Here is a 21,814-nt window from a genome sequence, read left to right as displayed (position 1 = left end):
GTTCAACGATCCCAAAAGGAGCCTTCGGACGGATACCAGCTATCGTCATCGCGGATCGATGAGCGTGGTTCCGCTGTGGTTTCTGCTTCCGGCGATGCTGACGCCGGCTGCATGGCAACTTGCTTCGCAGCGAGTAGCGGCGCCGGGGCGAACATGTCCGGATCAACGACCGTATCTGGAACACCGCGCATAGCGGCCAGATGGCGCCATTCATCCGGGGTCATTCGCGAGATCCCGAGATAGTCGCCGAGCGCGTCTCCGTAAATTTCGCAGTCCAGAAGGTGGTTCTCGTAACCGGCGCGCGGTATCCACTTCTGTCGAGATCGCCCTTTGAACCTCTCAGTTCCGAGATATTCGGAAGTGATCTGCCGGAAGTAAACTTCGTCCATCCAATGGCCGAAGTGGCAATAGCCCGGCGGATCGAATTCCTTTCCCGCTTTTCGGCCCTCTTTCCTGAGGTTCGCGTAGAAGGCGCCCTTCAGAGACCAGGTGCCGACACCCCACAGCATGCATCCATTGCGTATGCGCTTGCCGTTGAAGTTGATGTCGACCGGCTTTGGCTGGCCGATCGCGGGCCGCTGCCAACCGTCGAGACCGTCCAACGCAAAGACGCCTGCCTTGCCACGGCACCAGGTGTAAACGACATGCGAGCGGTAGCCGGAGTCAATTCCGAAAACGTCGACGGCTCGTGTTCGTCCGAAGGCGTCCGGCCACTGCTTGGTGCGAAGTTCTTCCAGCTTCACGAAAGCGCCGGCATGAGGATCATCGGTGGCACCTTCGATGTAACCAGCGTCGACGCGCCAGGTCTGGCGATCCGCGCTCCACGCCTTGAACAGATACCAGATGCCGGCCATCTGCACGTCCGCAGTGCCAACGAAGACCAATCCCTGCGCCGGGATGTGGCCCCGTTTCAGGTCATCATCTCGGCGCTCCATTAGCCGGACATGGTCGGGTGCATCGCCCTTCATATCGAACGCAAGGCCGAGAACCAGGTTGAAAAAGACCTTCAGCTTTTGCGGATCGCCGCTGCACTGGACGAACTCGGCCGCGATCTGTTCCCAGGGTACCAGCGGCGAAGTCAGCGCATCGAAATGATAAGAAGGGTAGGCTCCCGGCCGGCTCGCCTCCGGGATCCATTCACCCTTCCGATAGAGCGCCACCTTTTCGTGCGGCAGGATGACCGAACCGCAGCAAGGCGTTGCATAAAATGGTTCGTGCGGAAACTCGTCGTTGAACTTGAAGTATTTGCGGTCGAACTCGAATTTGAATTTAGAACCGCATCCGGGGCACGGCATGCGCCAGTAGCGCTGATCTCCAGCCAGGAACTTCTCGTCGATCTTCGACGACCCCTTTACGGTTGGCGTCGAAATGTAAACGCGCAGCCAGTCTCCCGACATCAGGAAGCTGACCTGACGTGCAGCCACCATACCGAGCGGATCGCCCTGCCCATCGAGATCGTCCGGATACTCGTCTATCTCGTCGAGGAAAGCTTTGCGGATCGTCGAGGAGCGAAGATCCGCCGCAGAGTTGGCGATCGCCAGTTTCAGCGAACCGCCGGAAAACCGCTTGGACTGAGCCGTCGAGCCTTCGCCCGAGCGGCTCGTCTGGTCGCGGACAAGCTTGCGCAGGGACGGCGAACCTTGGATCATTACCGAGAGCTTTTCTCGGTTGAATTCCGAAAGCGCGCCAGTCGTCGGCTGCACGACCATCATGCGGCAGGGGTCCTGCGCAATAGTATGGCAGACCGCCGCCATCAGCAGCGTCGTGAAGCCGGTCTGCGCCGACTTCCTGACCGCGATCTCGTTAACCCCGCTTTCGAGCATGGTCATTGCGAGGGGTTCACGGATATGCGGCGTCAGACTGTCATCCCAGAGTTGCCCGGCGCGTGGACCATCAGGAACGACCATGTTCTGCCGAGCATACTCGACGGCGCCAACCTGCTCCGGAGGCATGATCGCGGCGCCAAGTGCCGAGGCGATAACAGCCACCGCAGATTTGCGAAGACTGATCCGCATTACTCGTCGCCCTCGAAGTGGATGTCCACCTGGATCCCAGACCGCTCCGCCTCGTTCGCTTCGCCAGCCAGTTCCATCAGGTGTTCTGCAACCGCCTTGCGCAGATCTCGGATTTTTCCTTGCATCACGCGGCGAAGGGCCGGCTCACCTCCATTCCGCGCTGCCTCGATCAGATCAGTCACCCAGTTCATCGGAGCCCCAAGATCCCGCACGATCTTGTCGCTGACCTTCACCAGCGCTGCCTCGATCCCATGGTCGCCTTGCAGCGGCACCAGCTGGCCAGTGCGCTCGCCGAAATCGAGCGCTTTCAGCTTGGCTTCATAGAGGACCTTGTCAGCCTGCGAATCCCGAAGCGGTGTCGCCGCGATCTGCGCGGCGCGCTTTGTTTGCGCTGACTGCTCTTTGAACGCGTCGCCGGTTTCGCCGATCAGCCGATCGAAAGTTGCCAGCTCGACCAGGCGGGAGCGGCCATCCTTGCGGGTCTGCAGCAGCCCATCTTTTTCGAGACGAGCAATCTTCTCAGATGCTGTCTGCCGCGTGATGTTCTTCCGCCGTGCCAGTTCCGCAACTGTCACCCAAAGGCCATCGCTCGCCGGTCCCGTCTGTTCAGTCAGGATGGTCATCGATCTCTGCGTCATTTGCCCGGTTGCGTCAGGTCCGACAGGCCGTTGTCAGGCTTGTCAGGTCAGGATTTTGTAGCGCTTCACTAGCGAAATTTCGGGGTCGTCCCGGCCCGCTTGGGAGGGGGGTCGGGGAAGGACCCATGAGGGGGGCCGGGGGCGCCCGGCCCACGTCACCGAGGGAGCAACCGTTCGATCTCGTGAAGGACGCGCGGCGCGAGGTTCTCCTGAATGATCTCGGCCAGCACGTCGAGGTAGACCTCGGGGTTGTTGGTGATCGCATGCGCCGGGTTCGGCCCGAACAGTTCGCGGATCGGCAGGCGCTTGTCGCCGACCCTCATGGCCACGGCCCGGTGGCCGCTATCCATTTCGGCCAGAAAGGCATGAGCATATGAACCGCGCGTTCGCACCCGGACGCCACGCGACGTCTGCGTCGCACCCAGCTTGTAGAGATGTACCCAACCCGACTTGACGATGATGTCCTGCGTATTGCCTCCAGCATTGAAGCGCGCCGTCGTCACCTTACGGACGACACCTTGCGGCAGCTTCGTGTGCTCGGCACTACGCCTGACGATCCGCGTCCTCGCCATCTCGCGCATGCGGCGCATGGCGCTTGCCATCGCCTTCGTCTTGATGGCTTCCGGCAGCGCGCGGATCGCACGCGACAGGTTGAGGATTTCGGAGGCGTCGAACTTTAGTTCAGCGGTCATATCTCTAGATGCAACGAAGGCGACCGTTAGGCCGCCTCATCTTTCATCTGGTCATAGCAGTAGCACTTACCCTGAATCGGCGCTTCGAAGGTGAAGCCGTCAAGGCGGGGTCCGACCGGTGTACCGACCCCAGAACTTTCGTTCCCGCCTGCTACGGCGTTTTCAGGGGCTCACTGCTGGATCATCGGATCATCCGTGGAGCGATTTGTATTCACACCTTTTCGAGGATTGCAAGAGGCATCAGCACTGGCGTTGTTCCCGAGAACAAGCTCATCTCGACTACCGCGTCACCCTTGCCGTCACCACGGCAAGAAACCACTTCACCGCAGAAGGAAGCAAATGGCCCTTCATTGATCCTGACCTTTTCACCCTTACGAAACACAACAGTCGGACGCTCCCAATCCAGCTGACCTTCGTCTGCTAGAGCCTTGAATCTGTTGACCTCACTGTTGAGGATTGGGTGGGGTCCATCGCTACTTCCGAGCATCCCGATTACGTGATCAAAAGATCGCAAACTGATGAATGCCTCGTCGCTTGGTATGAATCGGACGAGCACGTATCCGGTCATCACCGGTATCATTTTCGCGGGAATAACGCGCCCTCTGCGACGGTATTCCGGCCCCTTCCTCATCGGAACGCAGGCCTCAATTGCCGCTTCTTCAAGTGAGTCTTTCACAGCAATTTCGCGTCCAGACATTACACGAGCAGCAAACCACGGCGAATCATCGCGCGCGCGCAGCTTCGCGGCAATCAGCATATCGGTCCTGATTCGGCGCATGCGCTCTTCAAAACGCTCGCCACGAGCCTCACCAACGGGAACACCCTCAAACTTGTTATGCTGCATCATCATTGCCCCGTTCCTTCGTGGTTGCCTCTCTGAAATCCGCTACGGCCTGCTCCGGCTCTCCCGGCGGGAAGAAGAGCCACTCCACCCTTTCAGGCAGTGGCGGCCACCCATACTGCTCATGCAGCCTGCGCCATCTTGCCGCCAGCTCACTATCGCGATGGACGCCAACGAAGCCCTCCGAGAGCTTCACCAGCCAAGGCGTGACCGTCACGCCTTCGGCCATCTCCGCACGGCGATGCATGTTGATCACCTTCGGCCATCCGTAGGCGAGACGGCGCTCGCGCTTCACTTTCTCCGCCGCTTCTCCCCCTTTCTGCAGCTCCATCATCTGGAATCGGGTTGGAGGAACGGGAGGCTCAGCCGGATCGGCCGCCAGCTCGAAGAAGCGTCTCGCGCTCCAAGCCTTGCTGTAGGCGTTGTGCAGCACCGTCCGCTCGCTCTCCGGCCGCAGTTCCGGCATGTCGCGCCAATGGCGATTCTTGAGGTAGACGGCCGCTGCCATCCGCTCAGAGGGTTTGGCCCATCGCAGGTAGTTCGGCGTCCGCTCAATGCATTCGGCGCGATCTTCTTGTGAAAGGGCAAACCATGCGTTCCGGGCAAACTCGACATCGCCCTTGTTCCAGGTGGCGTACCAGAGCGTGAAGGCGTGCTCGACCTTCTTTCGATCAACCCTGTTCAAACCTCCCTCTCCCGCGGATGCGGATGGAGAATTAGCTGGAGAGTTATCTGGAAGATTCTTATCTTGGTGGAGCTGCTCCACCACCTTTTGGGAACCAAATCCACCACCTTCGGGAACCAGTTCCACCACCTTTGCGGCGACAGAAGGCGGTGGAACCGCTCCACCACCTTCCTCGTCGGCGGTGTTGGCTGCCTCTCCGATCAGGTCACGGCCAGGCCAGCGCGCGACATATTCGTTGCGCTTCCATTTCTGGCCCCGGAACCCGTGCTGCGACACCTCGATCCAGCCTTTTTCCTCGGCAATTTCGAGGTGCTTCAGGACAGTTTTCTTATCAAGGCCGCTGAGCTCGACGATCTCCGAAATCGGCGGGTAGCAGGAGCCGCCCGTTGCATCCATTTTTAGCCCGAGCGTGTGCAGCACCAGCCGCGTGGTGGCTGGTAGTCCAGACTTGGCGATAGCGTGGCGCCACGACCAGGCGCGCGAGATTGCCCCATGATCCGGTTCCATGCTCATGCATCACCGCCCGCCGGCTGAAGCCGCGCCGCGTTCATGAACGCCTGAAACCTGCGTTCCACCTGTTGTTTCGCCAGCTGTTCGCTTCGCTCCCGACCGGCAGAGACATGGCCGCTCGCCGTCACCCATGCTCGCCAGCGCCACATGCGCCCGCTGCCGACCGGCGGGTAGACCGCGCCGATATCGACATCGCCGGTTTGCAGAACGGCACGGTAAGCTTCCTGCCGCCAGATCATGCAGCCACCTGCTTCAGCGCGAATCCGCCCCACTGTTCAGCCATCGCGTCGGCAATGCCCTGATAGGTTTCGGATCGCAGCCGCCAACGATCAGCCGAAGGCGGCGCTCTGTGCACGCGCGCCCAACTGTTCCGCTCGACCGTGCCCGCAGCCGGAGGCGTTAGCTTGTTGGTGGCGACAAGCTTCGGTAACCCCTTCAGATAGAAACTGGTCGCTTTCAGTGCCTGTTCGCCGAACCACCACGGCTGCACAGTCTGGGCTGGGGACTGATAGTTGCGGATGCGTTCCTTGGCATGCCGATGCATGACCGGATTTTCAATCGCGATCCGCTCGATCGGCGCATTCCAGCAATCCGAGAACAGTCCCGCACCCTCGTCGAGGTCTGCCCACATCTGCTCAAGCGTCTTGCCCTGCGGCGGCTTCGTCAGCCATCGAACGCCCGAATTGCAAAGCCGAGTACAGGGTGGATGCATGACTGCCATCAAATCCCAGCCGTCATTCAAAAGCTGACGAACATCGCAGATGATGTGCCGGTTACTGCCGTCGACCGAAGGCAGAAGATCGCAGGACCATACGTCGTGGCCGAGCGCATCGAATGCCCTGCGGACGCGCCCCGAAGTTTCGCAGCCGATAAGCACGCGAAGCGGTTTCATTCTCAATCCCCTCTGGCCGCCGCCGCGACCCTCATTTCCAGCGCGGCAATCGCCAGCGCTGCCTCGATTTGAACTGGAAGGCGCCCCTCGAACGTTCGCACCTGGTTGACTGCCGCCAGCCGCACGTCGGCGTAAGTGATTGCCGCCTTGAAATTGGAAGCGGCGAGCACGGCACGGATTTCAGAATGGCTGCGCGCGTAGACACCGTCCGGGCAACGGAAGAGCCAATCGGCTTGCGCAGGAGCAGAGTGCAGCGAGGCAAGGTGTTCGACGGTCGGGAGGAAGGAGCTAGACATAGGCGAGCTCCGCTGATTGTTTATGCTCTCTATCCGCCATCAGCTGCGCGTAGCGAGCGTGGATACTGTCTCGATCAAGGCAGGAGGCATTGAAGCCGAAGAGCGCCGACACCTCGCAGCGGATCGACGCGAGCAAATCAGCCTCGTAATCATAGAGCATGCGAACCGGCCAGCCCTTCACGTAGAGCATGTCCTTGGTGATCGCGGCCTCGATTTTCTGGCGAAACACGGCGGTCGATTTCGCAATATGAAGTCGCTCGTGCAGTGCCTCAGTCAGGAGATGAGGCGCGACATCGCCGAGCCACCGTGAGCCCTGGAACGCAAATGAGCTATCGCATTCGAGGTCAACCATGTCTCGATAAAGATCATGGCTCTCCTCTTGTGCCGTGGCTGCGGTCAGGTCGTCGATGTTCGACATGATGCAGAAGCGGCAGGAGACGCGGCTCATGCCAAAGACCCGATATGCCGGGTGCGGATCGATGCCGCTTGCGTCGATGGAGGAAAATACGTCCTGCACGCTCCAATCGAGAATTGGCCGCCAACTGAGGAGCAGGCTATCGTCACTCAAATCCGAGATTGTCGATCGTGCTCGCCGACTGCTCTCGTCACGGCGAATGCCGGTGACATTGACGACAAGCTGCTTTCCGAAGCGCTTCTTTAGCGCCGCAGTGATGACGTGAGTTTTTAGTTCCGACGTGCAGAAGCGCATCTTGGGCGTAGACCAGCACGGTACGAGAGCGACAGTGCTGAGCGCTTCGTATCGTTCGACGCTGGACTGCCACCGGGAACGCCAGCGTTCCATGAGGCCACCAGCCTTGCGGCTGACGACGAGCAGTGGGACGCCAAGATAATCCGCCAGGCGCTGGCATGTCGGCAGGCTGTCTTTCCACTCAACCGATCCGAGATCGGCATGGACCAAGAGCCGTTCGCCAGCATGCCCCATTGCGTCGAGGTAGCGGAATGGCGCTAGCGCAGCGGCTTGGCTGTCCTTCCCGCCGGAAACGCCAATCGCTACGGGAGCATGCGCCCGGATCGCATCGTCGACAGCCGCATCTGAGAGCGCACGGGCCATCAAACCACCTCGCTCTCAGTGGCGGCCTCGAAGCCCCATGCTTCCCAGCCATCGCGAGGTGTCCTGCAGAACAGCTCGAGTTTGGGAATGCCGGGATAAAGCGCCTCGATCCGCTCTGCGAAATAAAGGGGCTTGGCGCTGTGTCGCCCCTTGGCCTCGCGGTGCACGGTGTGCGGCTGGGTGCCAGGCAGCGGCGCGACCGGATTTCCCCTCTTGCCTATCAGCAGAAGCTCGTGGCGGTCGCGGCCCCAGTAGCCGGTTCCAGCCACTTCCTTGTCCCATATCCAGTGATGGACATAGGTGAATCCCCACGCCTCCATGACGCGCAGCGCGTCAGGTAACATCGGGTTCGTGGCCCAGAGGAAAAGTACGGCGTCTGCTTTTGCGGGCGAACCGATCTCGGCGAAGAGATCGCAGATCGCACCCGTTGGCATGGTCGGATAGTGGTTCTCGGCGCTCTTGTCGCGGCCAGTCACTTCCGAGCGCACGCCGAATTGCCACGGCGGATCGGCGTAGATGATCGGGAATCGCTTAGTGACTTGTCCGGCCGTCGCCGCGCCGTTTGCCTGCACGTGCGCCATGTGCGTCAGCCGCACGCTGTGACGGACCTCTGCCAGCTTGCGGCGGTTCTCCTTAACGTCGGCGGCCTTCCGCTTCTCCTCGTCGAGCGCTGCCTCGACGTAAAGAATCTGCTTGTCCTCAGGGATCTGCTTGAGGCGATCGAGGAAAGCACCGTTATCCAGGCGGGTACCACGCACCCGGTGAAGCGCCATGTCGGCGATCTTCTCGCCGCGCGACGCATCGCGCTGGACTGTCCGCTGGTCGCGGCCTGTTGCCTCGGCGGTCTGCGCAGCAAACGACAACTTGTCGCTTGCTGAATTCTGCCGTGCCTTGCCGCCAGCTACGCCCTGCGCCGTCTCAGGATGCTTTTCGAGATAGATTTCCTTTCGCCGCGCGATGAACAACGCCCGATCAGCGGGCGTCAGTTCGGAGCGGCAAAGATTCTCGTCTATCTCCCAGAGCTCGCGATCAAGGTCATCGAAGGACTGGTGGAAGCAAAGCACCTTCTTCCAGCCGAGCTGCCGCGCCGTTTCCAGCCGGTGCAGACCGGCGGAGAGCCTGACCATCGCGTCAGCCTCTGCACCTTGCACGGTGATCGGCGTCTGCTGCCCGATCTGCTGGAAGGAGGGCTTCAGCGCGTCGACCTTCGCCTGGTCGGCGAGGCGCAGGCGACTGCCGATCTCGATCGTATCAATGTCACGCCAGATGGCGACTCGGCTGTCAGGCTGCTCAGCTGTGGGGTTTCCCGTCTCAGGCTGCAACTTGGCAGCCTGCTTCTTCGCCTGCTCGGTCGGATACCAAAGATCCGCATCCTTCTTGTCGCGAGATAGAAGCCGCTTGCCATTCAGTGACGCGCAAACCTGCCGCTCGTTGCTGCCGGAGCTGCGGAACGAACCGTTCTGCACCGCCGCCTCGAGAATGGCGCGCGAGCGCTCGCCCTTGGTCATATGCTGGTTCACTGCGCCGCCCTCCGCTGATAGCGGACGATGCCGCGCAAGATCGTTTCCGGACGGCGACCCTTTGCGATGCGGGCGGCGATCTCACGCGGATCGTAGGCGAAGGCAGCGGCGGCAATCGCCTGCCGCAGCGGTTTCGGCAAGCTGTCGAAGGCTCTCATGGCTTCGGCGGAGCTCTTGACGGCAAGGATGTTCATCGCGCCACATCCAAGTCGTCGAGCTTGCTGATGATCGTCTGCGCCGCACGGATCAGCTCATGCAGCTTCAGGCGAAGCTGCTTCTTCTCCAGGGCGTCGACACGACCGTCGGCATAGGCGGCGCGCACCATCTGCCAGAGCGCCGTCGCCTCATCCATGATGGCGAGCGCGTCCTTCTCGGAAAGCGGTTCGGCGGTTTCGATAGCGTGTTCAAGCCGCTCCAGCCGGTAGCCCAGAAGCTCCGCCATCTTGGCCGTGACGATCGGCTTCTTGGCCGCCAGATCGAGGTCGATCGCGACATCGATCGGCATGAATGTCTTGTGGCAGTCCTCGTCGGTCGAAGCATATTTCGAGAGCTGCGAGACGACGACGCGCGTGACATGCTGGAAAAGCGTGTTTCCGCCGGCCATTTCATAGGCCACGTCGAGCACACGCTTCAGCGAAAAATAATCGGCCTCAGAAAAACGGCGCACGAAAACACCCTCCGAACAAGTCAAGGAAAGAAAAAACCAAAAGGATTCCATGATCGGCGCGCTCGCGCGCCTTACTGGTCGTTCGTCAGCAAATCACGGAGGACCGCATGGCTGGACGAACGACGGAACAGCACTCAGAAAAGAAAGCGCGCCGGACAGTGAAGGTCCGCCAGTCCGGCGCGAGTTGGCGCGGGGTGAACGGCCGTGCTGAAGCGGAGACGGTCCATTGCCGCAAATCAATGCGCCACTACTCCCAAAAGGTGAGTTGCGCGCCTCTTGCAGCCCATGGTTTATTCCGCCGGAAAGAAAGGTCATGCGGCCTCCTCCGATCGGGGAGCGAGGCCAAAAACATCCGGACGCAATCGATAACGAGAAATCCCGGAGATCTTCTCCACGTCGAGAACGCGATCTGCTGGCACGGCTCGCCACTGCAATACAGCCTGAGGCGTTAGATGACCCAAGGAACGCGCAATCGCGCTCGATCCGCCGGCGGCGAGGCGAGCTTCTATCAGGGCATCCAGACACGCTTGTTCTTTTTCCATGCCCGATAGAAAGCATAACTTATATTTTTATGCAAGGTACTCTTACATGGACGCTCTACAAGTATCGCTTACAAATGCTGATATGAAGAAGAACGACAAAACCAGTGCAGTGGGCGCCGCGATCCGCAGCGCCAGAAAGCAAAAAGGCTTGCCAATGCAAGCGATTGCTGACGCTCTTAAGACCAGCGTCGTGGCAGTCGGAAATTGGGAGCGCGGAGAGAATTTGCCGTCGACTGAAAACCTGTTGAAAACGGCAGAGTTTCTTGGACTCGATCCGGCCGCCTTAGGTCGAGGTGAAGTTGTCTTTCGCGATTCGACCGCACGCAATGATGCGGAGATCGTTACCGAACCGTCTGCGCCAAACTTCGGCCCGATGGATGTCAAGATCCTTGGATCTGCCGTCGGTGGAGACGATGGAGATTTCTCGCTCAATGGGGAGGTGACTGGCTTAGCGCGTCGGCCACCAGGAATTGCCCATCTTACCAATGTCTTTGCGATCCATATTCTCAGCACGAGCATGGTCCCTCGCTACGACCCTGGCGAACTCCTGTATTGCGGCGGCCGAACTCCGGTTCCGGGCGATCATGTCCTCATTGAAATGTACCCGGATCAGGGAGAGACAAACGGAAAAGCCTACGTGAAAAAGCTCATTCGCCGAACGCAGGCCGAATTGATTTGCGAGCAATACAACCCCGCTGAAACTGTCACCTTCAACGCCTACTCGTTGAAGAATATCTGGCGCATCATCCCGCAGCGCGAGCTATTGGGCTTCTAGATAACGCAAACAGCTCGGCGTCCCGCCGGGCTTCTTGCGTCACAAACATAACCTCGATCGCAATATTTTTCGCCGGCAGGCCCGAGCTTCTGCATTCGGAGCAGAACATGCGACGCCCTAGGTCCGACACGCGAGTTGTTGCTCCAATCCCCAGCCTATAAAGCTCTTGAGGCTTCCGCCAGCGAGAGTGACCACAGTCGCGACATTCGATCGCCAAGCAGGCTGCATCCTTCAAGCAGGCCTCTTTCCTCATTCCTTTCTCCCTATTTTGTTCTCTTTGCGTTCTCATAATTGATTCTTTTGTTCGCTGAGTCCAGCCGGAATCCTAAAACCCGATTGAAAGTTTTGCTTGCACGCAGATTAAAGCTGTGCTTTCCATACTCGGGTCCGGTCTCCTCCTCCCATCCGGGCCGCCGTGGGGCGCGCCGCTGCTCATCCTCCTCCCGAGCAGCGGCGACCACCGGGAGGTTTTAGAAAAATGGAGAGCACATGCAGGCCAAGAGCTACAACCCCATCGTCGCGCGCAACATCCCCGCCGAAATGGCAGAGCTTGCCCGCGAACGCGGCGAGGGTCTGACCAAGCAGGATCTTCTCGACCACGGATATACCGATGAGGAGATCACCCGTCACAGCCATGACGCTTCCGTGCTTTTCGCGCGAAGCACTCTCCGGCGCGTGGCCTAACCATCCGCTTCGGTCACCGCCGCGACCAGAAGCGCGGCGGGTTCCGAAACGGATGGAGGGTTTCACATGCAGGCAATCCCGAAAATAGCAGTGAAGGCAGCAGCCATGCCGGAGTTCGGCAGCTTCATCCCGCCGAGGACATCGGTTGCCCGCCAGGTGCGCGCCGAGCTGGCCCTCGTTCTAATCGTCGCGATCGTTCTTGTCGCCATCGTCCTGCAGGCCTGATCATGGAAAGCGACATTGCACCACTCTTCATCGGCCTTGGCGCTGTAGCTGCCGCCGGCGCGCTCTACGGTACGGCGATCTTGATCGGCAAGGGCATCAAGTTCGTTCTGCGCTCCGCGGAATTCCGCCGCCTGCGCCGTTTGCAAATCGACGACACGTGGGACCACTGCCCCTGGAGGGACATGTGATGGAGATCGTGCAGTTTCCACCTGGTGATCCGCCGCGCCTGCGCATCGTCGAGACAGACCGCGAGATGGAAGAATTTCAATTCAACCAGGTCCTGTCGGCGGCCGACCGACTGGCGCTCGTGAACCGTGACCTGATGAGCGCCATCTGTCGCCTCCGCCATCATGACCCGCTGCATGAGGGCGACGCCCTGATCGACGGCGAGACGCTACGCGCGGCGCTGCCTGCCATCGTCAATCTTATCAACCTTTGCAGTTCGAACCGCGACGCGGATCTGTCGCGCGCCGTTCGCCAGTGGCTTCAAGTCAACGGAGAATAGCCATGCCGTGGAAACGAAAAATACCGAACGACCGCGAGGAACTTGCGGCGCACATCAACGCGGGTGTCGCCATCGAAGGCATCGCAGAGACCTATGGTGTCGGCGTGCCTGCGATCCGCCGCGAGCTGATACGCCACGGCCTCATTGAAGCCCGCACGCGCACTGTCATCAGGACCGAGGCCTTTGAGCGCGAGATCGCGCCCGAGCCGACCAAGCAGGACGTTGTCCTGAAGGCCGACCGCGTCACCTTTACCCGCGAGTTTTTCATGATGGGCAAGGGCTTCGAGCTCCGCCCACTCTCGCTTCCGCGCAACAGCATGCATTTGGCGACGATCGCCAGCCGGTATCCGAATATTTCTGGAGGGCATCATGCCGGTATGTAGCGAATGCGGTGATGAGATTGAGACTGAGATCGCCGATATCATCGTCGATGACGTCGAGGTGCAGCGGCTTTATCGTGCCGTCGCTGATGGCGCGCCGAAGGTCGAGATCCTGCAGATGATCTACGACATGTTCGGCAGCAGGTACGAGCTTGCCCCCCCGTCCACCGAACTTCGGATCGCCCAGATGTGCGGCACTGAGAGAGCCAGCGCCCATGGCTGATGTCTATTTCCGCGTACATCGCTCTCAGCTCCTGCCGGCACTCGATGCGGTTTCCGAGGCCGTCGACACCAAGGCGACCATCCCGATTCTTGGTAATGTCCTCCTGCGGCCCTCAGGTGACGATCTGCACCTTAGTGCCACGGATCTTGCGGTCGAAATCCAGACATCGTGCGAACTGCTGGCCGGCGGTACAGGAGACGCACTGACACTGTCGGGTCCCGACCTGCGGGACATCGTGCGCAAGCTGCCGGAGACCGCCGAGATCGAATTTGCCGCCGGCAGCTTTTCTGGTCAGGTCCGCATTCAGGCCGGCCGCTCTCGCTTCCTGCTGTTGTCCCTTCCGGAAGGTGACTTCCCGACGCTGGCAGACAAGATCAAAGGTGTCGCCTTCGACATAGATCTGGCGCCGATGATGAGTGCGATTGGCAAGGTGACCTATGCCGCGAAGCAGGATGAATCGCGCCCTTACCTCGCGGGCGTTTTTGTTCATCCGCACAAGGATGGTCGCGGCCTCGCGGTCGTCGGGTGCGACGGTCACAACCTTGCCATAGCGCGCGTCGAGGCCGAAGAGGTTCAGGAATTCAAGCCGCCCATCATTCCGCTAAAAGCTGTGAAGTCGATGGCGAAGCTATTTGGCGATAGGAAGGTGAAAGCGCGACTGACCGTGTCCGATGTGATGCTGCGCGTGCAGACAGAAGGTGTCGTTTTCATCACCAAACTGGTCGACGGCACATATCCGGACTATGCGCGCATCATCCCGCAGAGCAACGCCAGGCGCGCGATTTTGCCGGTCGACAGCTTCAGCAGCGCGATCTCGCGCGTCTGCCTGGTTTCCAAAGATCTCGGCAAGGACACTGTTCGGCTTGGATTCAGCGGCAACGCGCTGAACATGACGCTGACGACCCAAGAAGGCGAAGAGGCAGCTGAGGATATCGGCGCCGAATATGACGATGAGAAGATCGAGATCGGCTTCAACGGCAAGTATCTGGTGAATATGCTCCAAAGCATCCCGTCGAAAGATGTGGAAGTCTGGATGCTGGACGCCGGATCGCCTGCGATCTTCAAGCCAACCATCGAGAGCAACGAGCTCTATCTGCTTATGCCGAAGAGGTTCTGATGGCCTCTGCAGCTGACACCGCGCGCCTCGCTTCCATCAGACAGCGTCATGCCGATGCCAGTAGAGACTGGCAGCTCGGGCGCGGCGGCACGGAGCTGCACGCAGTCATTGTCGCGAACACGTCGCATGTCCAGATTGCCGAGCTGGCGCCGGACTGTGGCTATCTCGATCGCGATTTCCTGCTGCACGCACATGAGGACATTGCCTTCCTGCTGCGCTTGCTAAAGCGCGCATCCGAGAAAGTACGCAGCCTCAGTCCGCCCGAAGACCCGCGCGTCATCGAGCGCCGACATGCCAAACGCCAACGGCAGGAAATGGAACTTCACACCGATTGGGCCAGAGACTGCGGCATTAAATGCAATGACCGGCTGTTCCGCCGTTTTCTCGTCGAGCGTTACCAGCTGCCCGATGTCGCCGACGCTGAGCGCATCGCCGTCTCTGTCCGCAACATCCTGCGGGTCCAGTCCCGCGGCGAACTCAACACAGATCCGGCCGCGCGCCGCCGCTGGATCGATTTCCGAAGCGACTTTGAAGCATGGAAAACACACACATGAGCGACGAAGTGATGATCGCGGCTGCAGAGCGCTATCTGTCCCGCCAGCCAGTCCACAAGCGCGACGATGCGGGACGCCCGCTCTATCACCCCAACCAGATGCTACGCGCTTTCTACGCCGGCCATGTCGCCGTCATCGAGAGCGATACGCCACCGCCCCAGACACAAGTGATGGGTGGCGAACCCACTCCGTCTCGACCGGAGGCCTCTAGCACAACGACTAGCGCTCTTCCCCTGAGCTATGGGTCGCCATTCGGGGATTTAACAGAACCCACGCCCGCCGCAAAGCATGTGGCGGGGCCGGATTTCGGCCTTCACGGCTCCGCCACCGCAATGTTCGACGTGATCGCCGAGCGGCTCCGCCAGCAGGAGAAAGAAGGCTGGACGACCGAACACGACGACGCCCACGCAGATCGTAGCATGGCCCTGGCTGGCGCGTGCTATGCGATGTTTGCCTCAGTGAGCGACGAAGCCCGTGCTGCCACCAACCTTCCGGCTGCACTAACCGTAGACCGTCGACCAATCATCGGCTGGTCGGCGTGGCTTGAGATTTGGCCTTGGGAGCGGCGCTTCTGGAAGCCGAAGGATCGCCGCCGCGATCTCGTGCGAGCTGCTGCCCTCATCATCGCTGAGATCGAGCGCCTTGATCGCGTCGCTTTCGCCACCGTATCGGAGGGCTCGGCCGATGGACGCTAAGCAGCTCCACATCCTGCAGCACTCGCTCGGCCTCGATCCGTACGGGCGTGGCACGATGTACCGGAATCACTTCGTCACCGGCGAAGGCAGCATGGACCACGCCGACTGCATGGCGCTTGTCGAGGCCGGTTACATGGGCGTGCGCAAGAACCATCCATTGGCCGGTGGCGATGATGGTTTCTGGGTTACAGAAGCTGGCAAGCGCGCCGCAGTCGCAAATAGCCCTGCGCCACCGAAGCTCACCCGATCGCAGCAAACCTACCAGGACTGGCTAAGCTACGACAGCAGCATGTCCTTCATCGAATACGCGAAGTGGAAATCGCGTCAGCGCAAGGAGGGCCGCATCTATGGCTGACCCGATGTCTTTCTTTTCCCAAAGCGTTGACAACTGGGGCGCGGCTGAATGGTTCGACCGGCTGGCGAAGGCCATCCGTGAGCAGGATAAAGCCGTTGGCGACGACGACTTCATTCGCGTCGAGACCTTCAAGATGATAGCGGCGTCTAGCGCCATGGCATTGGTCCGCAATCATGAGGCAACAGTTCGCGCCGCATTAGCTCCCGCGCCTCATGTGGTGCGGTCTCAGATTGCCACCGCAGAAGCGCTCAAGGTGGCGATCAGGCATATCGAACATCTGGCCGCCTTCATCGGGTCGAAACAACTTGGCTACTCTTTCGAGGGGCTCGGCGAAGATCTGCCCGGCATGAAAGCCGCACTCTCCGAAGCTCCGCCAGTCGAGTTTCCCTATCAGCGAACTTTCAACGCCATCGGCGCCGCTGTGAAGCTAGGCGCCAATGGCATCACCTCTATCCACATTTCTGTTCAGGCCTTCCAGGACGCTTGGAACGCCGCCGCAAAGGAGAGCAAATCGTGAGCCGCATCTATCTCGCATCCTCTTGGCGCAACCTCTATCAGCCCGACGCCGTCACGATGCTCCGCGAGGCCGGTCACGAGGTCTACGACTTCCGCAACCCACCGAACGGCGTTAAGGGCTTCGCCTGGTCAGAAATCGATCCAGACTGGATGGGGTGGGAGGCAAAGCAGTATCGCGATCTTCTGACGACGCACCCGATCGCCTCGCGCGGCTATCTCAACGACTTTCGCGGCATGGAATGGGCGGACACTTGCGTACTTCTCCTGCCGTGCGGCCGATCGGCTCACCTCGAAGGCGGCTGGTTTGCAGGGCGCGGTAAGCGCCTGATCATCTGGACCCACGACGGCGAGGAGCCCGAGCTGATGGCTCTGATGGCAAACCACATCGTCACCAGCGGCGAGGAGCTGCTCGAAGCTTTGGGACGCCCCTCATGACCAAAAAGCCTGTATGCGAGATCTGCCTGCGCAGCGATTGCCCAGGCTGGAACGATGGCGATCCCTTCCACGAATACCGCGGCAAGGGAAGCTGGTTTCTCGGATGCCACTGCGACGGTTGTCGCAAGTCTCGAAACGAGAGCGGCGGCTTTTTCGGCGCCCTTGCCGATCACTTGTCCGGCAGCAATCCCCCACCACCCGCAGAAAGGGAGGTAGGGAAGTGAGCAAACCTCGCATCACAGCTGCCGCCGGCCTGGCGGCCCACGAAGTTCTCGACCAATACGAGCCACCTGAAAATTACTTCAAGGTATCGAGCGACGAGCAGCGGCGGATACGAATGTCAATCATTCGACTGGCGTTGATCGCGGCGTACACAGCAGATCGGCAGAGGAATCAGGCCGAATGATCGTCCGGATTACTCGACATCTCCAAATCTACGCCGGCCGTGACTTCTATCGAAACCGGCCCTTCCACGTCATCGTCGGCTGCTTCAAGCGGTCAGCGGCGCCGATGGGCGAATTCAGTTTCCGGCTGATGATTGAGGTAGGATTCGATCCTCTTCCCAGTTGGTCGCTTATGACGATCCCGGCATGGACCGAAGTGCCGAGCGTCGAGGCTGAGTATTGGAGAACGATGCGATGAGCCGTCGCTCGAAGATCCGAGAAAAGATCATGTCCCGCGTCCACGTCGACGAGGCAACAGGCTGCTGGATCTGGACAGGACCAACCTCCGGTGAGAGCGGTCGCGGCGCCGGCTATCCGCGTATGTCGCTCGGCGGCCAGACCGTCGCCGTGCATCTCGTCATGTGGACTAATGAGCACGGCTACATTCCCGGCAAGAAAGAAATCGACCACGTCTGCCGCAACCGGCTTTGCGTCCGGCCGGAAGATGATCACCTGGAGCTCGTGACCCGCAAGCGCAACATCCTGCGCCAGTGGGAAGCCCGGAAGGCTGCCATGGTCTGCGAGGAGATCTGATGTGCGCCAAACAGAGGCTAAAGGAAATGGATATCCGATGAGGCAGCAGCGCGCGGAAGTGCTTCCTGTATCCCTCCCTCCTCGCGGCCTGAACCGAGAGCAGGCTGCCGCCTATATTGGCGTATCGACGAGCCTGTTTGACGAAATGGTCAAGGATGGCAGAATGCCGTCGCCGAAAAGACCGAACGCACGGACGGTCTGGGATCGGCTGAAACTCGATCGGTTCTTCGATCGGCTTCCCGGTGACGAGGCCGACCAGGACGATGATGACTGGGAAACTCAGGTCTGATGCCTAAAAAGTTTGCTCGCAAGTATGTCGTCGAGGACACCACGGATGGCGTCCTGCGCTTCTATTTCCGCAAAAAGGGACAGAAGAAAATCCGCCTGCCAGGCGTACCCGGCAGCGACGAGTTCAATCAGGCATACTATGACGCGCTCGAAGGCAACGTGAAAGAAGAGCCGGCAGGACCGAAGCTTGCCACGAAGGGAACCTTCCGCTGGCTTTGCCAGGAGTATTTTCAGTCGGCTGAATACAAGCAGCTCGACGCCCGCACGAGGCTCGTCCGCAAGCAGATCGTCGAGCACATGTGGGACGAGCCGATCAAACCGGACTCGAAGCGCAAATTTGAGGACATGCCCCTTTCCGCCTTTAATGCCCGCGCCGTCCGCACCTTGCGAGATCGCAAGGCGGACTTGCCAGAGGCTGCCAATAGTCGCGTCAAGACGCTGCGCGGGATATTTACTTGGGCAACATCACCCGGCGCAGAACATGTTCTCAGCAATCCGGCTCGCGATGTTCCCCTTTTCAAGACAGGATCAGAGGGCTTCCACACGTGGACAGAAGCCGAGGTCGAGCAATTCGAGGCGTCTCATCCTATTGGCACCAAGGGGCGACTGGCGCTAGGTCTGATGCTTTACACCAGCCAGCGCCGAAGTGATGCCATCGTTCTCGGTCGGCAGCATATTCAGGGCGCATCCTTCAAGTTCACTCAGTTCAAGGGCAGGAACCGCAAGCCGGTCACTCTTGAACTACCGATCCATCCCGAGCTGCAGACCATCATCGACGGGTCGCCTTGCGGAGATCTCACCTTCCTCGTCACGGCATTCAACAAGCCGTTCACATCGGCCGGCTTCGGCAACTGGTTCCGGAAGCAATGCGACAACGCGGGCCTGAAACACTGCACGGCTCACGGTCTGCGGAAGGTCGCCGCGACACGCATGGCGAACAACGGCGCAACCGAAAAACAGATCATGTCGGTGACCGGCCACACGACCTCGAAGGAGGTCACCAGATACACAAAAGCCGCCTCTCAGAGACGGCTCGCAAAGAGTGCAATCGGGCTTATTCGGAAGGTCGAAGACGACGAGTAGGATCGACCAAACCCGGAACAAAAGTGTCCAGCTTTTTAGGGTCGTTTAAATTCTCTGGACATTTAGAGGTAAAAAGCGAAGCAAAATCAAAGGTGATTTTTAGAGGTGGTGCCCAGAGCCGGAATCGAACCAGCGACACGCGGATTTTCAAGAAGCGTATGCAGTCTTTGCATAGGTATTTGATATAATTACGTAATGCCGGGAAAATCTGCATTATTTTACATGAAAACCTGTTACGACCAGTCGCAAATAATCCCAACAATTACAAGGGTGTCCCGACTGTTTCCGTTGGCTCCATGACACATGGATTGCCACATGCTGTCACTAACGAAAGCCTGTCCCACATAAAGAAAGGCCCCTAGGTAAGGCTTGGGGATAAGCCGGTCCTACGGGGCCTTTATAAGTGCTTGCTGTCCTGCTTCTCTTTGGGGGTTGTCGGCATCGCTTCAGCAAGTGCTAATAGTCAATACACGAGCTAACTCGCCTCTCAAGTTAACCTTCCTCCACATAGAAAAGCCCCCGCCTGGTGTTTGCCAAAGGTGAGGGCTTTTTTAGTTTGCGAGAAGGCCGGTGCGTGTTGGAAGCGCACTTCGCTTCCGCATGGGCTTGTTAGGGGGTGCTATTCTTGTCCGAGAAACGTCCCCATGCCTCCGCCTCAATTTCGACGCGACGCTTCCCCCAATTGGAGGCATCGATCCTTTTGTTGATCTCTTCGTATCGGTCTAGCCGAATACAGAATTGATCGGGATCGGGTGGGTCTCGTCGTTCGACCTCGTTGGGGAACAGCTCACTCAGGAGCAGCATCTGCATCTCGACTTGGAAATCCGCGACCCAAGCAGAGAGCCGCTCGACCTGATAACTCTCCTGCTTAATTCGAGTCTTGATCGCCGCTGTACTCTCTGCATTCGGCAAGACCCAATTTGATTCAAGGCCCGGCACGGGCATTGCAAACATCAGCGCATCGGGCTGCCTCATGGCCGTCACCGCGCGGAGCTCCTCCAATCCCATCGCTATTGCGTAACGGAAGATGTCTAGCTTTGGCTCTATAATATGCCATGCTTCGATCATCGTCATTACGCCTATAAAAGCTAGACTGGCTTCGTTGCTGAGCCGCTGATACTCTTGAAATCGTGCGGCAGGCGGCTGCCAGCTGTAGTTCTGGTCTTGTGCAGCTTTAGCGAATTGGACGCTCATATCGAAGTTGTGAAGGTAGTTTGAAAGTACACTAGATGCGTCCTGCGCCTTGCGTGAGGTTTCGAGTGTGCGTTCATATATTTCTACCTTGCGCTTTAGCGCCTCGTTTTGCCTGTTTGCTTTGATTGCATTGCGTCCTTGTCGGCCGATCTGGATGAAAACAGCCGTGAACCCGATGAGCGCCGAGAGGCACGTTGCAGACGCTGTGATCAGCGCAACCCTGGTCGAATTTTCAAGGCTGAGCCAAAAGTCTAACACTGCCCTTGCTCCTTATAACTGGCGATTGGTCGCGGATGATCTCACAACTTTGCTAATGCCGAGTTGATCGATGCAACATGCCAGACGGCATCGATGAGACCAAAACCGCCATTTTGAGCCATTTTGGCCTCCGTTTTTTTGGCGACCCGTTATTTGCTATATTCCGATGTAGTTTCAGTCGCTTACAGGAGAAATCACTGTGTCGGAAAAGTCCATCGAGAGTGAAATTGCCGAGTTGATGTATGTCGATCCCGCCCGCGCCTTGGCCCTCCACAAGGAGGTGGTGAAGCAGGAAATCCGAGGCGAGTATCAGCAGCATCAGGGCAAGGAAAAGTTCTGGCACGACTTCTATCGCCAATATCCCGAACTGAAAGCAGACCATGACGAAGTGTTTCAGGTGTTGGTGCAGCACCAGGAAGAACTATGGCCCATGTCTCCTGCTGACGCTGCCGTCGAACTTGCGTCCCGCGCAAAACATCACATCAAATACAAAGAGCAGCATCGGGCGGCTGAGCGCGGGCGCAGTGTCTATGTCGGTGGCCCTGATGATCCAGACGGCTCTCAGCAGTTTGCCGCTCCTCGCATTGGAGGTGGGGCATTTGGCGCTCCCGTCCAGAACAAATCCCTCGGGGATTTGATCAAGGAACGGAATGCCGCCCGCTCTCAGGGCCAGGGCCGCTTCAATGACAAACGTGCCACTGAGACGCGCCGCGAAAATCCCGTACAATATCTACGGCCATCTATTCCTAGACGCTGAGTCCGACAAACGCGGGCACGAGCGCTCTGAACGTTTGGCGAAGAAGTTTGTTTGAAAGTGGGAGGAGCTTTTTTGTGTGTGCTCACAGGCGCTTAGGTGACACATGACCCGCCCGATTGCCACATAAATGCCACATGAAACAGGATCGTTTCGGATACGTCTTCATAAACATTTGATTTTATTGGAGTTTTATGGTGCCCAGAGCCGGAATCGAACCAGCGACACGCGGATTTTCAATCCGCTGCTCTACCAACTGAGCTATCTGGGCATCCGTGCTTCATGAGGCATTCCTCGTTCGAAAGAAATGCGGGGGCCTTGGTTCGCCCCGGAAGCGAGCGGGGTTATAGCATCTTGTCCGGCCATGGCAAGCATCAAATGACAGTTTTTTGGCGACCCGGGATATTTTGCGGATTTGCGAGCAAA

Annotated in this window: 33 protein-coding genes and 1 tRNA gene; 19 read left to right on the top strand and 15 right to left on the bottom strand. The window is 59.1% G+C overall.

The window, feature by feature from the left end:
- Positions 1–2 precede the first annotated feature (2 nt).
- The 13 genes from HGP14_RS02865 to HGP14_RS02805 all read right to left on the bottom strand — a co-directional run bounded on the left by HGP14_RS02865 (position 3) and on the right by HGP14_RS02805 (position 10,370).
- Positions 3–2,015: a phage terminase large subunit family protein gene (locus HGP14_RS02865; RefSeq protein ID WP_168828327.1), complete on the bottom strand. Its 2,013-nt coding sequence runs from the start codon at positions 2,013–2,015 to the stop codon at positions 3–5.
- Positions 2,015–2,638: a winged helix-turn-helix domain-containing protein gene (locus tag HGP14_RS02860; protein ID WP_168828326.1), complete on the bottom strand. Its 624-nt coding sequence runs from the start codon at positions 2,636–2,638 to the stop codon at positions 2,015–2,017. The genes HGP14_RS02865 and HGP14_RS02860 overlap by 1 nt, the downstream gene beginning before the upstream one ends.
- A 170-nt stretch (positions 2,639–2,808) precedes the next feature.
- Positions 2,809–3,345 carry a phage tail protein gene (locus HGP14_RS02855; RefSeq protein ID WP_168828325.1) on the bottom strand — a complete coding sequence of 179 codons (537 nt, stop codon included), beginning with the start codon at positions 3,343–3,345 and terminating at the stop codon, positions 2,809–2,811.
- A gap of 211 nt (positions 3,346–3,556) precedes the next feature.
- Positions 3,557–4,195 carry a transcription termination/antitermination protein NusG gene (locus tag HGP14_RS02850; RefSeq protein WP_168828324.1) on the bottom strand — a complete coding sequence of 213 codons (639 nt, stop codon included), beginning with the start codon at positions 4,193–4,195 and terminating at the stop codon, positions 3,557–3,559.
- Complete coding sequence (locus HGP14_RS02845; RefSeq protein ID WP_168828751.1) at positions 4,179–5,378, bottom strand: helix-turn-helix domain-containing protein; 1,200 nt, start codon at positions 5,376–5,378, stop codon at positions 4,179–4,181. Before HGP14_RS02845 ends, HGP14_RS02850 begins: the two co-directional genes overlap by 17 nt.
- A gap of 2 nt (positions 5,379–5,380) precedes the next feature.
- Positions 5,381–5,620, bottom strand: coding sequence for a hypothetical protein (locus HGP14_RS02840; RefSeq protein WP_168828323.1), 240 nt, complete (start codon positions 5,618–5,620; stop codon positions 5,381–5,383).
- The gene (locus HGP14_RS02835) at positions 5,617–6,273 is read right to left on the bottom strand and encodes a hypothetical protein (RefSeq protein WP_168828322.1); all 657 of its coding nucleotides are present in this window, start codon (positions 6,271–6,273) and stop codon (positions 5,617–5,619) included. The genes HGP14_RS02840 and HGP14_RS02835 overlap by 4 nt, the downstream gene beginning before the upstream one ends.
- Positions 6,274–6,275: 2 nt before the next feature.
- Complete coding sequence (locus HGP14_RS02830) at positions 6,276–6,569, bottom strand: hypothetical protein (RefSeq protein ID WP_168828321.1); 294 nt, start codon at positions 6,567–6,569, stop codon at positions 6,276–6,278.
- Positions 6,562–7,641 (bottom strand): phosphoadenosine phosphosulfate reductase family protein, encoded by a 1,080-nt coding sequence (locus HGP14_RS02825; RefSeq protein ID WP_168828320.1) that lies wholly within the window; start codon positions 7,639–7,641, stop codon positions 6,562–6,564. The genes HGP14_RS02830 and HGP14_RS02825 overlap by 8 nt, the downstream gene beginning before the upstream one ends.
- Positions 7,641–9,161, bottom strand: coding sequence for an MT-A70 family methyltransferase (locus HGP14_RS02820; RefSeq protein WP_168828319.1), 1,521 nt, complete (start codon positions 9,159–9,161; stop codon positions 7,641–7,643). Before HGP14_RS02820 ends, HGP14_RS02825 begins: the two co-directional genes overlap by 1 nt.
- A complete protein-coding gene (locus tag HGP14_RS02815) occupies positions 9,158–9,355 on the bottom strand; it encodes a DUF6525 family protein (protein WP_168828318.1) in 198 nt (65 codons plus the stop codon). The genes HGP14_RS02820 and HGP14_RS02815 overlap by 4 nt, the downstream gene beginning before the upstream one ends.
- Positions 9,352–9,828 carry a hypothetical protein gene (locus HGP14_RS02810; RefSeq protein WP_168828317.1) on the bottom strand — a complete coding sequence of 159 codons (477 nt, stop codon included), beginning with the start codon at positions 9,826–9,828 and terminating at the stop codon, positions 9,352–9,354. Before HGP14_RS02810 ends, HGP14_RS02815 begins: the two co-directional genes overlap by 4 nt.
- Positions 9,829–10,139: 311 nt before the next feature.
- Positions 10,140–10,370 (bottom strand): YdaS family helix-turn-helix protein, encoded by a 231-nt coding sequence (locus HGP14_RS02805; RefSeq protein WP_168828316.1) that lies wholly within the window; start codon positions 10,368–10,370, stop codon positions 10,140–10,142.
- Positions 10,371–10,452: 82 nt separating this feature from the next.
- Between HGP14_RS02805 and HGP14_RS02800 the strand changes: the two genes are divergently transcribed.
- The 18 genes from HGP14_RS02800 to HGP14_RS02715 all read left to right on the top strand — a co-directional run bounded on the left by HGP14_RS02800 (position 10,453) and on the right by HGP14_RS02715 (position 19,182).
- Positions 10,453–11,145 carry an XRE family transcriptional regulator gene (locus tag HGP14_RS02800; RefSeq protein WP_246704342.1) on the top strand — a complete coding sequence of 231 codons (693 nt, stop codon included), beginning with the start codon at positions 10,453–10,455 and terminating at the stop codon, positions 11,143–11,145.
- A 489-nt stretch (positions 11,146–11,634) separates the two neighbouring features.
- The gene (locus HGP14_RS02795) at positions 11,635–11,829 is read left to right on the top strand and encodes a hypothetical protein (protein WP_168828314.1); all 195 of its coding nucleotides are present in this window, start codon (positions 11,635–11,637) and stop codon (positions 11,827–11,829) included.
- 66 nt (positions 11,830–11,895) lie between these two features.
- Positions 11,896–12,054 carry a hypothetical protein gene (locus tag HGP14_RS02790; RefSeq protein WP_168828313.1) on the top strand — a complete coding sequence of 53 codons (159 nt, stop codon included), beginning with the start codon at positions 11,896–11,898 and terminating at the stop codon, positions 12,052–12,054.
- A 2-nt stretch (positions 12,055–12,056) separates the two neighbouring features.
- Positions 12,057–12,242 carry a hypothetical protein gene (locus tag HGP14_RS02785; RefSeq protein ID WP_168828312.1) on the top strand — a complete coding sequence of 62 codons (186 nt, stop codon included), beginning with the start codon at positions 12,057–12,059 and terminating at the stop codon, positions 12,240–12,242.
- Positions 12,242–12,559, top strand: a complete 318-nt coding sequence (locus HGP14_RS02780; RefSeq protein WP_168828311.1) for a hypothetical protein — start codon at positions 12,242–12,244, stop codon at positions 12,557–12,559. The genes HGP14_RS02785 and HGP14_RS02780 overlap by 1 nt, the downstream gene beginning before the upstream one ends.
- Positions 12,560–12,561: 2 nt before the next feature.
- Positions 12,562–12,942 (top strand): hypothetical protein, encoded by a 381-nt coding sequence (locus tag HGP14_RS02775; protein WP_168828310.1) that lies wholly within the window; start codon positions 12,562–12,564, stop codon positions 12,940–12,942.
- On the top strand, positions 12,929–13,162 hold the full coding sequence (locus HGP14_RS02770; protein ID WP_168828309.1) for a hypothetical protein: 234 nt from the start codon (positions 12,929–12,931) through the stop codon (positions 13,160–13,162). Before HGP14_RS02775 ends, HGP14_RS02770 begins: the two co-directional genes overlap by 14 nt.
- Positions 13,155–14,279, top strand: a complete 1,125-nt coding sequence (gene dnaN / locus HGP14_RS02765; RefSeq protein WP_168828308.1) for a DNA polymerase III subunit beta — start codon at positions 13,155–13,157, stop codon at positions 14,277–14,279. The genes HGP14_RS02770 and dnaN overlap by 8 nt, the downstream gene beginning before the upstream one ends.
- Positions 14,279–14,833: a hypothetical protein gene (locus HGP14_RS02760; protein WP_168828307.1), complete on the top strand. Its 555-nt coding sequence runs from the start codon at positions 14,279–14,281 to the stop codon at positions 14,831–14,833. The genes dnaN and HGP14_RS02760 overlap by 1 nt, the downstream gene beginning before the upstream one ends.
- Complete coding sequence (locus HGP14_RS35200) at positions 14,830–15,528, top strand: hypothetical protein (protein ID WP_205926998.1); 699 nt, start codon at positions 14,830–14,832, stop codon at positions 15,526–15,528. Before HGP14_RS02760 ends, HGP14_RS35200 begins: the two co-directional genes overlap by 4 nt.
- Positions 15,518–15,883, top strand: coding sequence for a hypothetical protein (locus HGP14_RS02750; RefSeq protein WP_168828306.1), 366 nt, complete (start codon positions 15,518–15,520; stop codon positions 15,881–15,883). The genes HGP14_RS35200 and HGP14_RS02750 overlap by 11 nt, the downstream gene beginning before the upstream one ends.
- Positions 15,876–16,400, top strand: a complete 525-nt coding sequence (locus HGP14_RS02745) for a hypothetical protein (protein WP_168828305.1) — start codon at positions 15,876–15,878, stop codon at positions 16,398–16,400. The genes HGP14_RS02750 and HGP14_RS02745 overlap by 8 nt, the downstream gene beginning before the upstream one ends.
- Positions 16,397–16,834 carry a hypothetical protein gene (locus HGP14_RS02740; protein WP_312862087.1) on the top strand — a complete coding sequence of 146 codons (438 nt, stop codon included), beginning with the start codon at positions 16,397–16,399 and terminating at the stop codon, positions 16,832–16,834. Before HGP14_RS02745 ends, HGP14_RS02740 begins: the two co-directional genes overlap by 4 nt.
- A gap of 220 nt (positions 16,835–17,054) precedes the next feature.
- On the top strand, positions 17,055–17,240 hold the full coding sequence (locus tag HGP14_RS02735) for a hypothetical protein (RefSeq protein WP_168828304.1): 186 nt from the start codon (positions 17,055–17,057) through the stop codon (positions 17,238–17,240).
- On the top strand, positions 17,237–17,476 hold the full coding sequence (locus tag HGP14_RS02730; RefSeq protein ID WP_168828303.1) for a hypothetical protein: 240 nt from the start codon (positions 17,237–17,239) through the stop codon (positions 17,474–17,476). Before HGP14_RS02735 ends, HGP14_RS02730 begins: the two co-directional genes overlap by 4 nt.
- On the top strand, positions 17,473–17,811 hold the full coding sequence (locus tag HGP14_RS02725) for an HNH endonuclease signature motif containing protein (protein WP_168828302.1): 339 nt from the start codon (positions 17,473–17,475) through the stop codon (positions 17,809–17,811). Before HGP14_RS02730 ends, HGP14_RS02725 begins: the two co-directional genes overlap by 4 nt.
- Positions 17,812–17,848: 37 nt before the next feature.
- Entirely contained in the window at positions 17,849–18,100 is a 252-nt protein-coding gene (locus HGP14_RS02720) for an AlpA family transcriptional regulator (protein ID WP_168828301.1), read from the top strand.
- On the top strand, positions 18,100–19,182 hold the full coding sequence (locus HGP14_RS02715; RefSeq protein WP_168828300.1) for a tyrosine-type recombinase/integrase: 1,083 nt from the start codon (positions 18,100–18,102) through the stop codon (positions 19,180–19,182). Before HGP14_RS02720 ends, HGP14_RS02715 begins: the two co-directional genes overlap by 1 nt.
- Positions 19,183–19,791: 609 nt before the next feature.
- On the opposite strand, the gene HGP14_RS02710 is transcribed toward HGP14_RS02715, so the two are convergent.
- Positions 19,792–20,634: a hypothetical protein gene (locus HGP14_RS02710; protein WP_168828299.1), complete on the bottom strand. Its 843-nt coding sequence runs from the start codon at positions 20,632–20,634 to the stop codon at positions 19,792–19,794.
- Positions 20,635–20,833: 199 nt separating this feature from the next.
- On the opposite strand from HGP14_RS02710, the gene HGP14_RS02705 reads away from it, so the two are divergent.
- Entirely contained in the window at positions 20,834–21,391 is a 558-nt protein-coding gene (locus HGP14_RS02705; protein WP_168828298.1) for a hypothetical protein, read from the top strand.
- 192 nt (positions 21,392–21,583) lie between these two features.
- On the opposite strand, the gene HGP14_RS02700 is transcribed toward HGP14_RS02705, so the two are convergent.
- Positions 21,584–21,659 (bottom strand) — tRNA-Phe (locus HGP14_RS02700).
- Between the last annotated feature and the right edge of the window lie 155 nt (positions 21,660–21,814).

It is taken from the genome of Rhizobium sp. P32RR-XVIII, from assembly GCF_012641395.1.
Lineage (GTDB): Bacteria > Pseudomonadota > Alphaproteobacteria > Rhizobiales > Rhizobiaceae > Rhizobium.
The sequence above is the reverse complement of the archived record's forward strand: the minus strand, read 5'-3'. Positions and strand labels throughout refer to the sequence as shown.

Excerpts from the sequence above, each read along its gene's own strand:
- HGP14_RS02720 (WP_168828301.1), top strand. The coding sequence starts at position 17,849 with ATGAGGCAGCAGCGCGCGGAAGTGCTTCCTGTATCCCTCCCTCCTCGC.
- HGP14_RS02805 (WP_168828316.1), bottom strand. The coding sequence starts at position 10,370 with ATGGAAAAAGAACAAGCGTGTCTGGATGCCCTGATAGAAGCTCGCCTC.
- HGP14_RS02865 (WP_168828327.1), bottom strand. The coding sequence starts at position 2,015 with ATGCGGATCAGTCTTCGCAAATCTGCGGTGGCTGTTATCGCCTCGGCA.
- HGP14_RS02825 (WP_168828320.1), bottom strand. The coding sequence starts at position 7,641 with ATGGCCCGTGCGCTCTCAGATGCGGCTGTCGACGATGCGATCCGGGCG.
- HGP14_RS02860 (WP_168828326.1), bottom strand. The coding sequence starts at position 2,638 with ATGACCATCCTGACTGAACAGACGGGACCGGCGAGCGATGGCCTTTGG.
- HGP14_RS02855 (WP_168828325.1), bottom strand. The coding sequence starts at position 3,345 with ATGACCGCTGAACTAAAGTTCGACGCCTCCGAAATCCTCAACCTGTCG.
- HGP14_RS02775 (WP_168828310.1), top strand. The coding sequence starts at position 12,562 with ATGCCGTGGAAACGAAAAATACCGAACGACCGCGAGGAACTTGCGGCG.
- HGP14_RS02835 (WP_168828322.1), bottom strand. The coding sequence starts at position 6,273 with ATGAAACCGCTTCGCGTGCTTATCGGCTGCGAAACTTCGGGGCGCGTC.
- HGP14_RS02745 (WP_168828305.1), top strand. The coding sequence starts at position 15,876 with ATGGCTGACCCGATGTCTTTCTTTTCCCAAAGCGTTGACAACTGGGGC.
- HGP14_RS35200 (WP_205926998.1), top strand. The coding sequence starts at position 14,830 with ATGAGCGACGAAGTGATGATCGCGGCTGCAGAGCGCTATCTGTCCCGC.
- HGP14_RS02795 (WP_168828314.1), top strand. The coding sequence starts at position 11,635 with ATGCAGGCCAAGAGCTACAACCCCATCGTCGCGCGCAACATCCCCGCC.
- HGP14_RS02715 (WP_168828300.1), top strand. The coding sequence starts at position 18,100 with ATGCCTAAAAAGTTTGCTCGCAAGTATGTCGTCGAGGACACCACGGAT.
- HGP14_RS02730 (WP_168828303.1), top strand. The coding sequence starts at position 17,237 with ATGATCGTCCGGATTACTCGACATCTCCAAATCTACGCCGGCCGTGAC.
- HGP14_RS02780 (WP_168828311.1), top strand. The coding sequence starts at position 12,242 with ATGGAGATCGTGCAGTTTCCACCTGGTGATCCGCCGCGCCTGCGCATC.
- HGP14_RS02845 (WP_168828751.1), bottom strand. The coding sequence starts at position 5,378 with ATGGAACCGGATCATGGGGCAATCTCGCGCGCCTGGTCGTGGCGCCAC.
- HGP14_RS02725 (WP_168828302.1), top strand. The coding sequence starts at position 17,473 with ATGAGCCGTCGCTCGAAGATCCGAGAAAAGATCATGTCCCGCGTCCAC.
- HGP14_RS02850 (WP_168828324.1), bottom strand. The coding sequence starts at position 4,195 with ATGATGATGCAGCATAACAAGTTTGAGGGTGTTCCCGTTGGTGAGGCT.
- HGP14_RS02840 (WP_168828323.1), bottom strand. The coding sequence starts at position 5,620 with ATGATCTGGCGGCAGGAAGCTTACCGTGCCGTTCTGCAAACCGGCGAT.
- HGP14_RS02785 (WP_168828312.1), top strand. The coding sequence starts at position 12,057 with ATGGAAAGCGACATTGCACCACTCTTCATCGGCCTTGGCGCTGTAGCT.
- HGP14_RS02815 (WP_168828318.1), bottom strand. The coding sequence starts at position 9,355 with ATGAACATCCTTGCCGTCAAGAGCTCCGCCGAAGCCATGAGAGCCTTC.
- HGP14_RS02760 (WP_168828307.1), top strand. The coding sequence starts at position 14,279 with ATGGCCTCTGCAGCTGACACCGCGCGCCTCGCTTCCATCAGACAGCGT.
- HGP14_RS02800 (WP_246704342.1), top strand. The coding sequence starts at position 10,453 with ATGAAGAAGAACGACAAAACCAGTGCAGTGGGCGCCGCGATCCGCAGC.
- HGP14_RS02830 (WP_168828321.1), bottom strand. The coding sequence starts at position 6,569 with ATGTCTAGCTCCTTCCTCCCGACCGTCGAACACCTTGCCTCGCTGCAC.
- HGP14_RS02790 (WP_168828313.1), top strand. The coding sequence starts at position 11,896 with ATGCAGGCAATCCCGAAAATAGCAGTGAAGGCAGCAGCCATGCCGGAG.
- dnaN (WP_168828308.1), top strand. The coding sequence starts at position 13,155 with ATGGCTGATGTCTATTTCCGCGTACATCGCTCTCAGCTCCTGCCGGCA.
- HGP14_RS02770 (WP_168828309.1), top strand. The coding sequence starts at position 12,929 with ATGCCGGTATGTAGCGAATGCGGTGATGAGATTGAGACTGAGATCGCC.
- HGP14_RS02750 (WP_168828306.1), top strand. The coding sequence starts at position 15,518 with ATGGACGCTAAGCAGCTCCACATCCTGCAGCACTCGCTCGGCCTCGAT.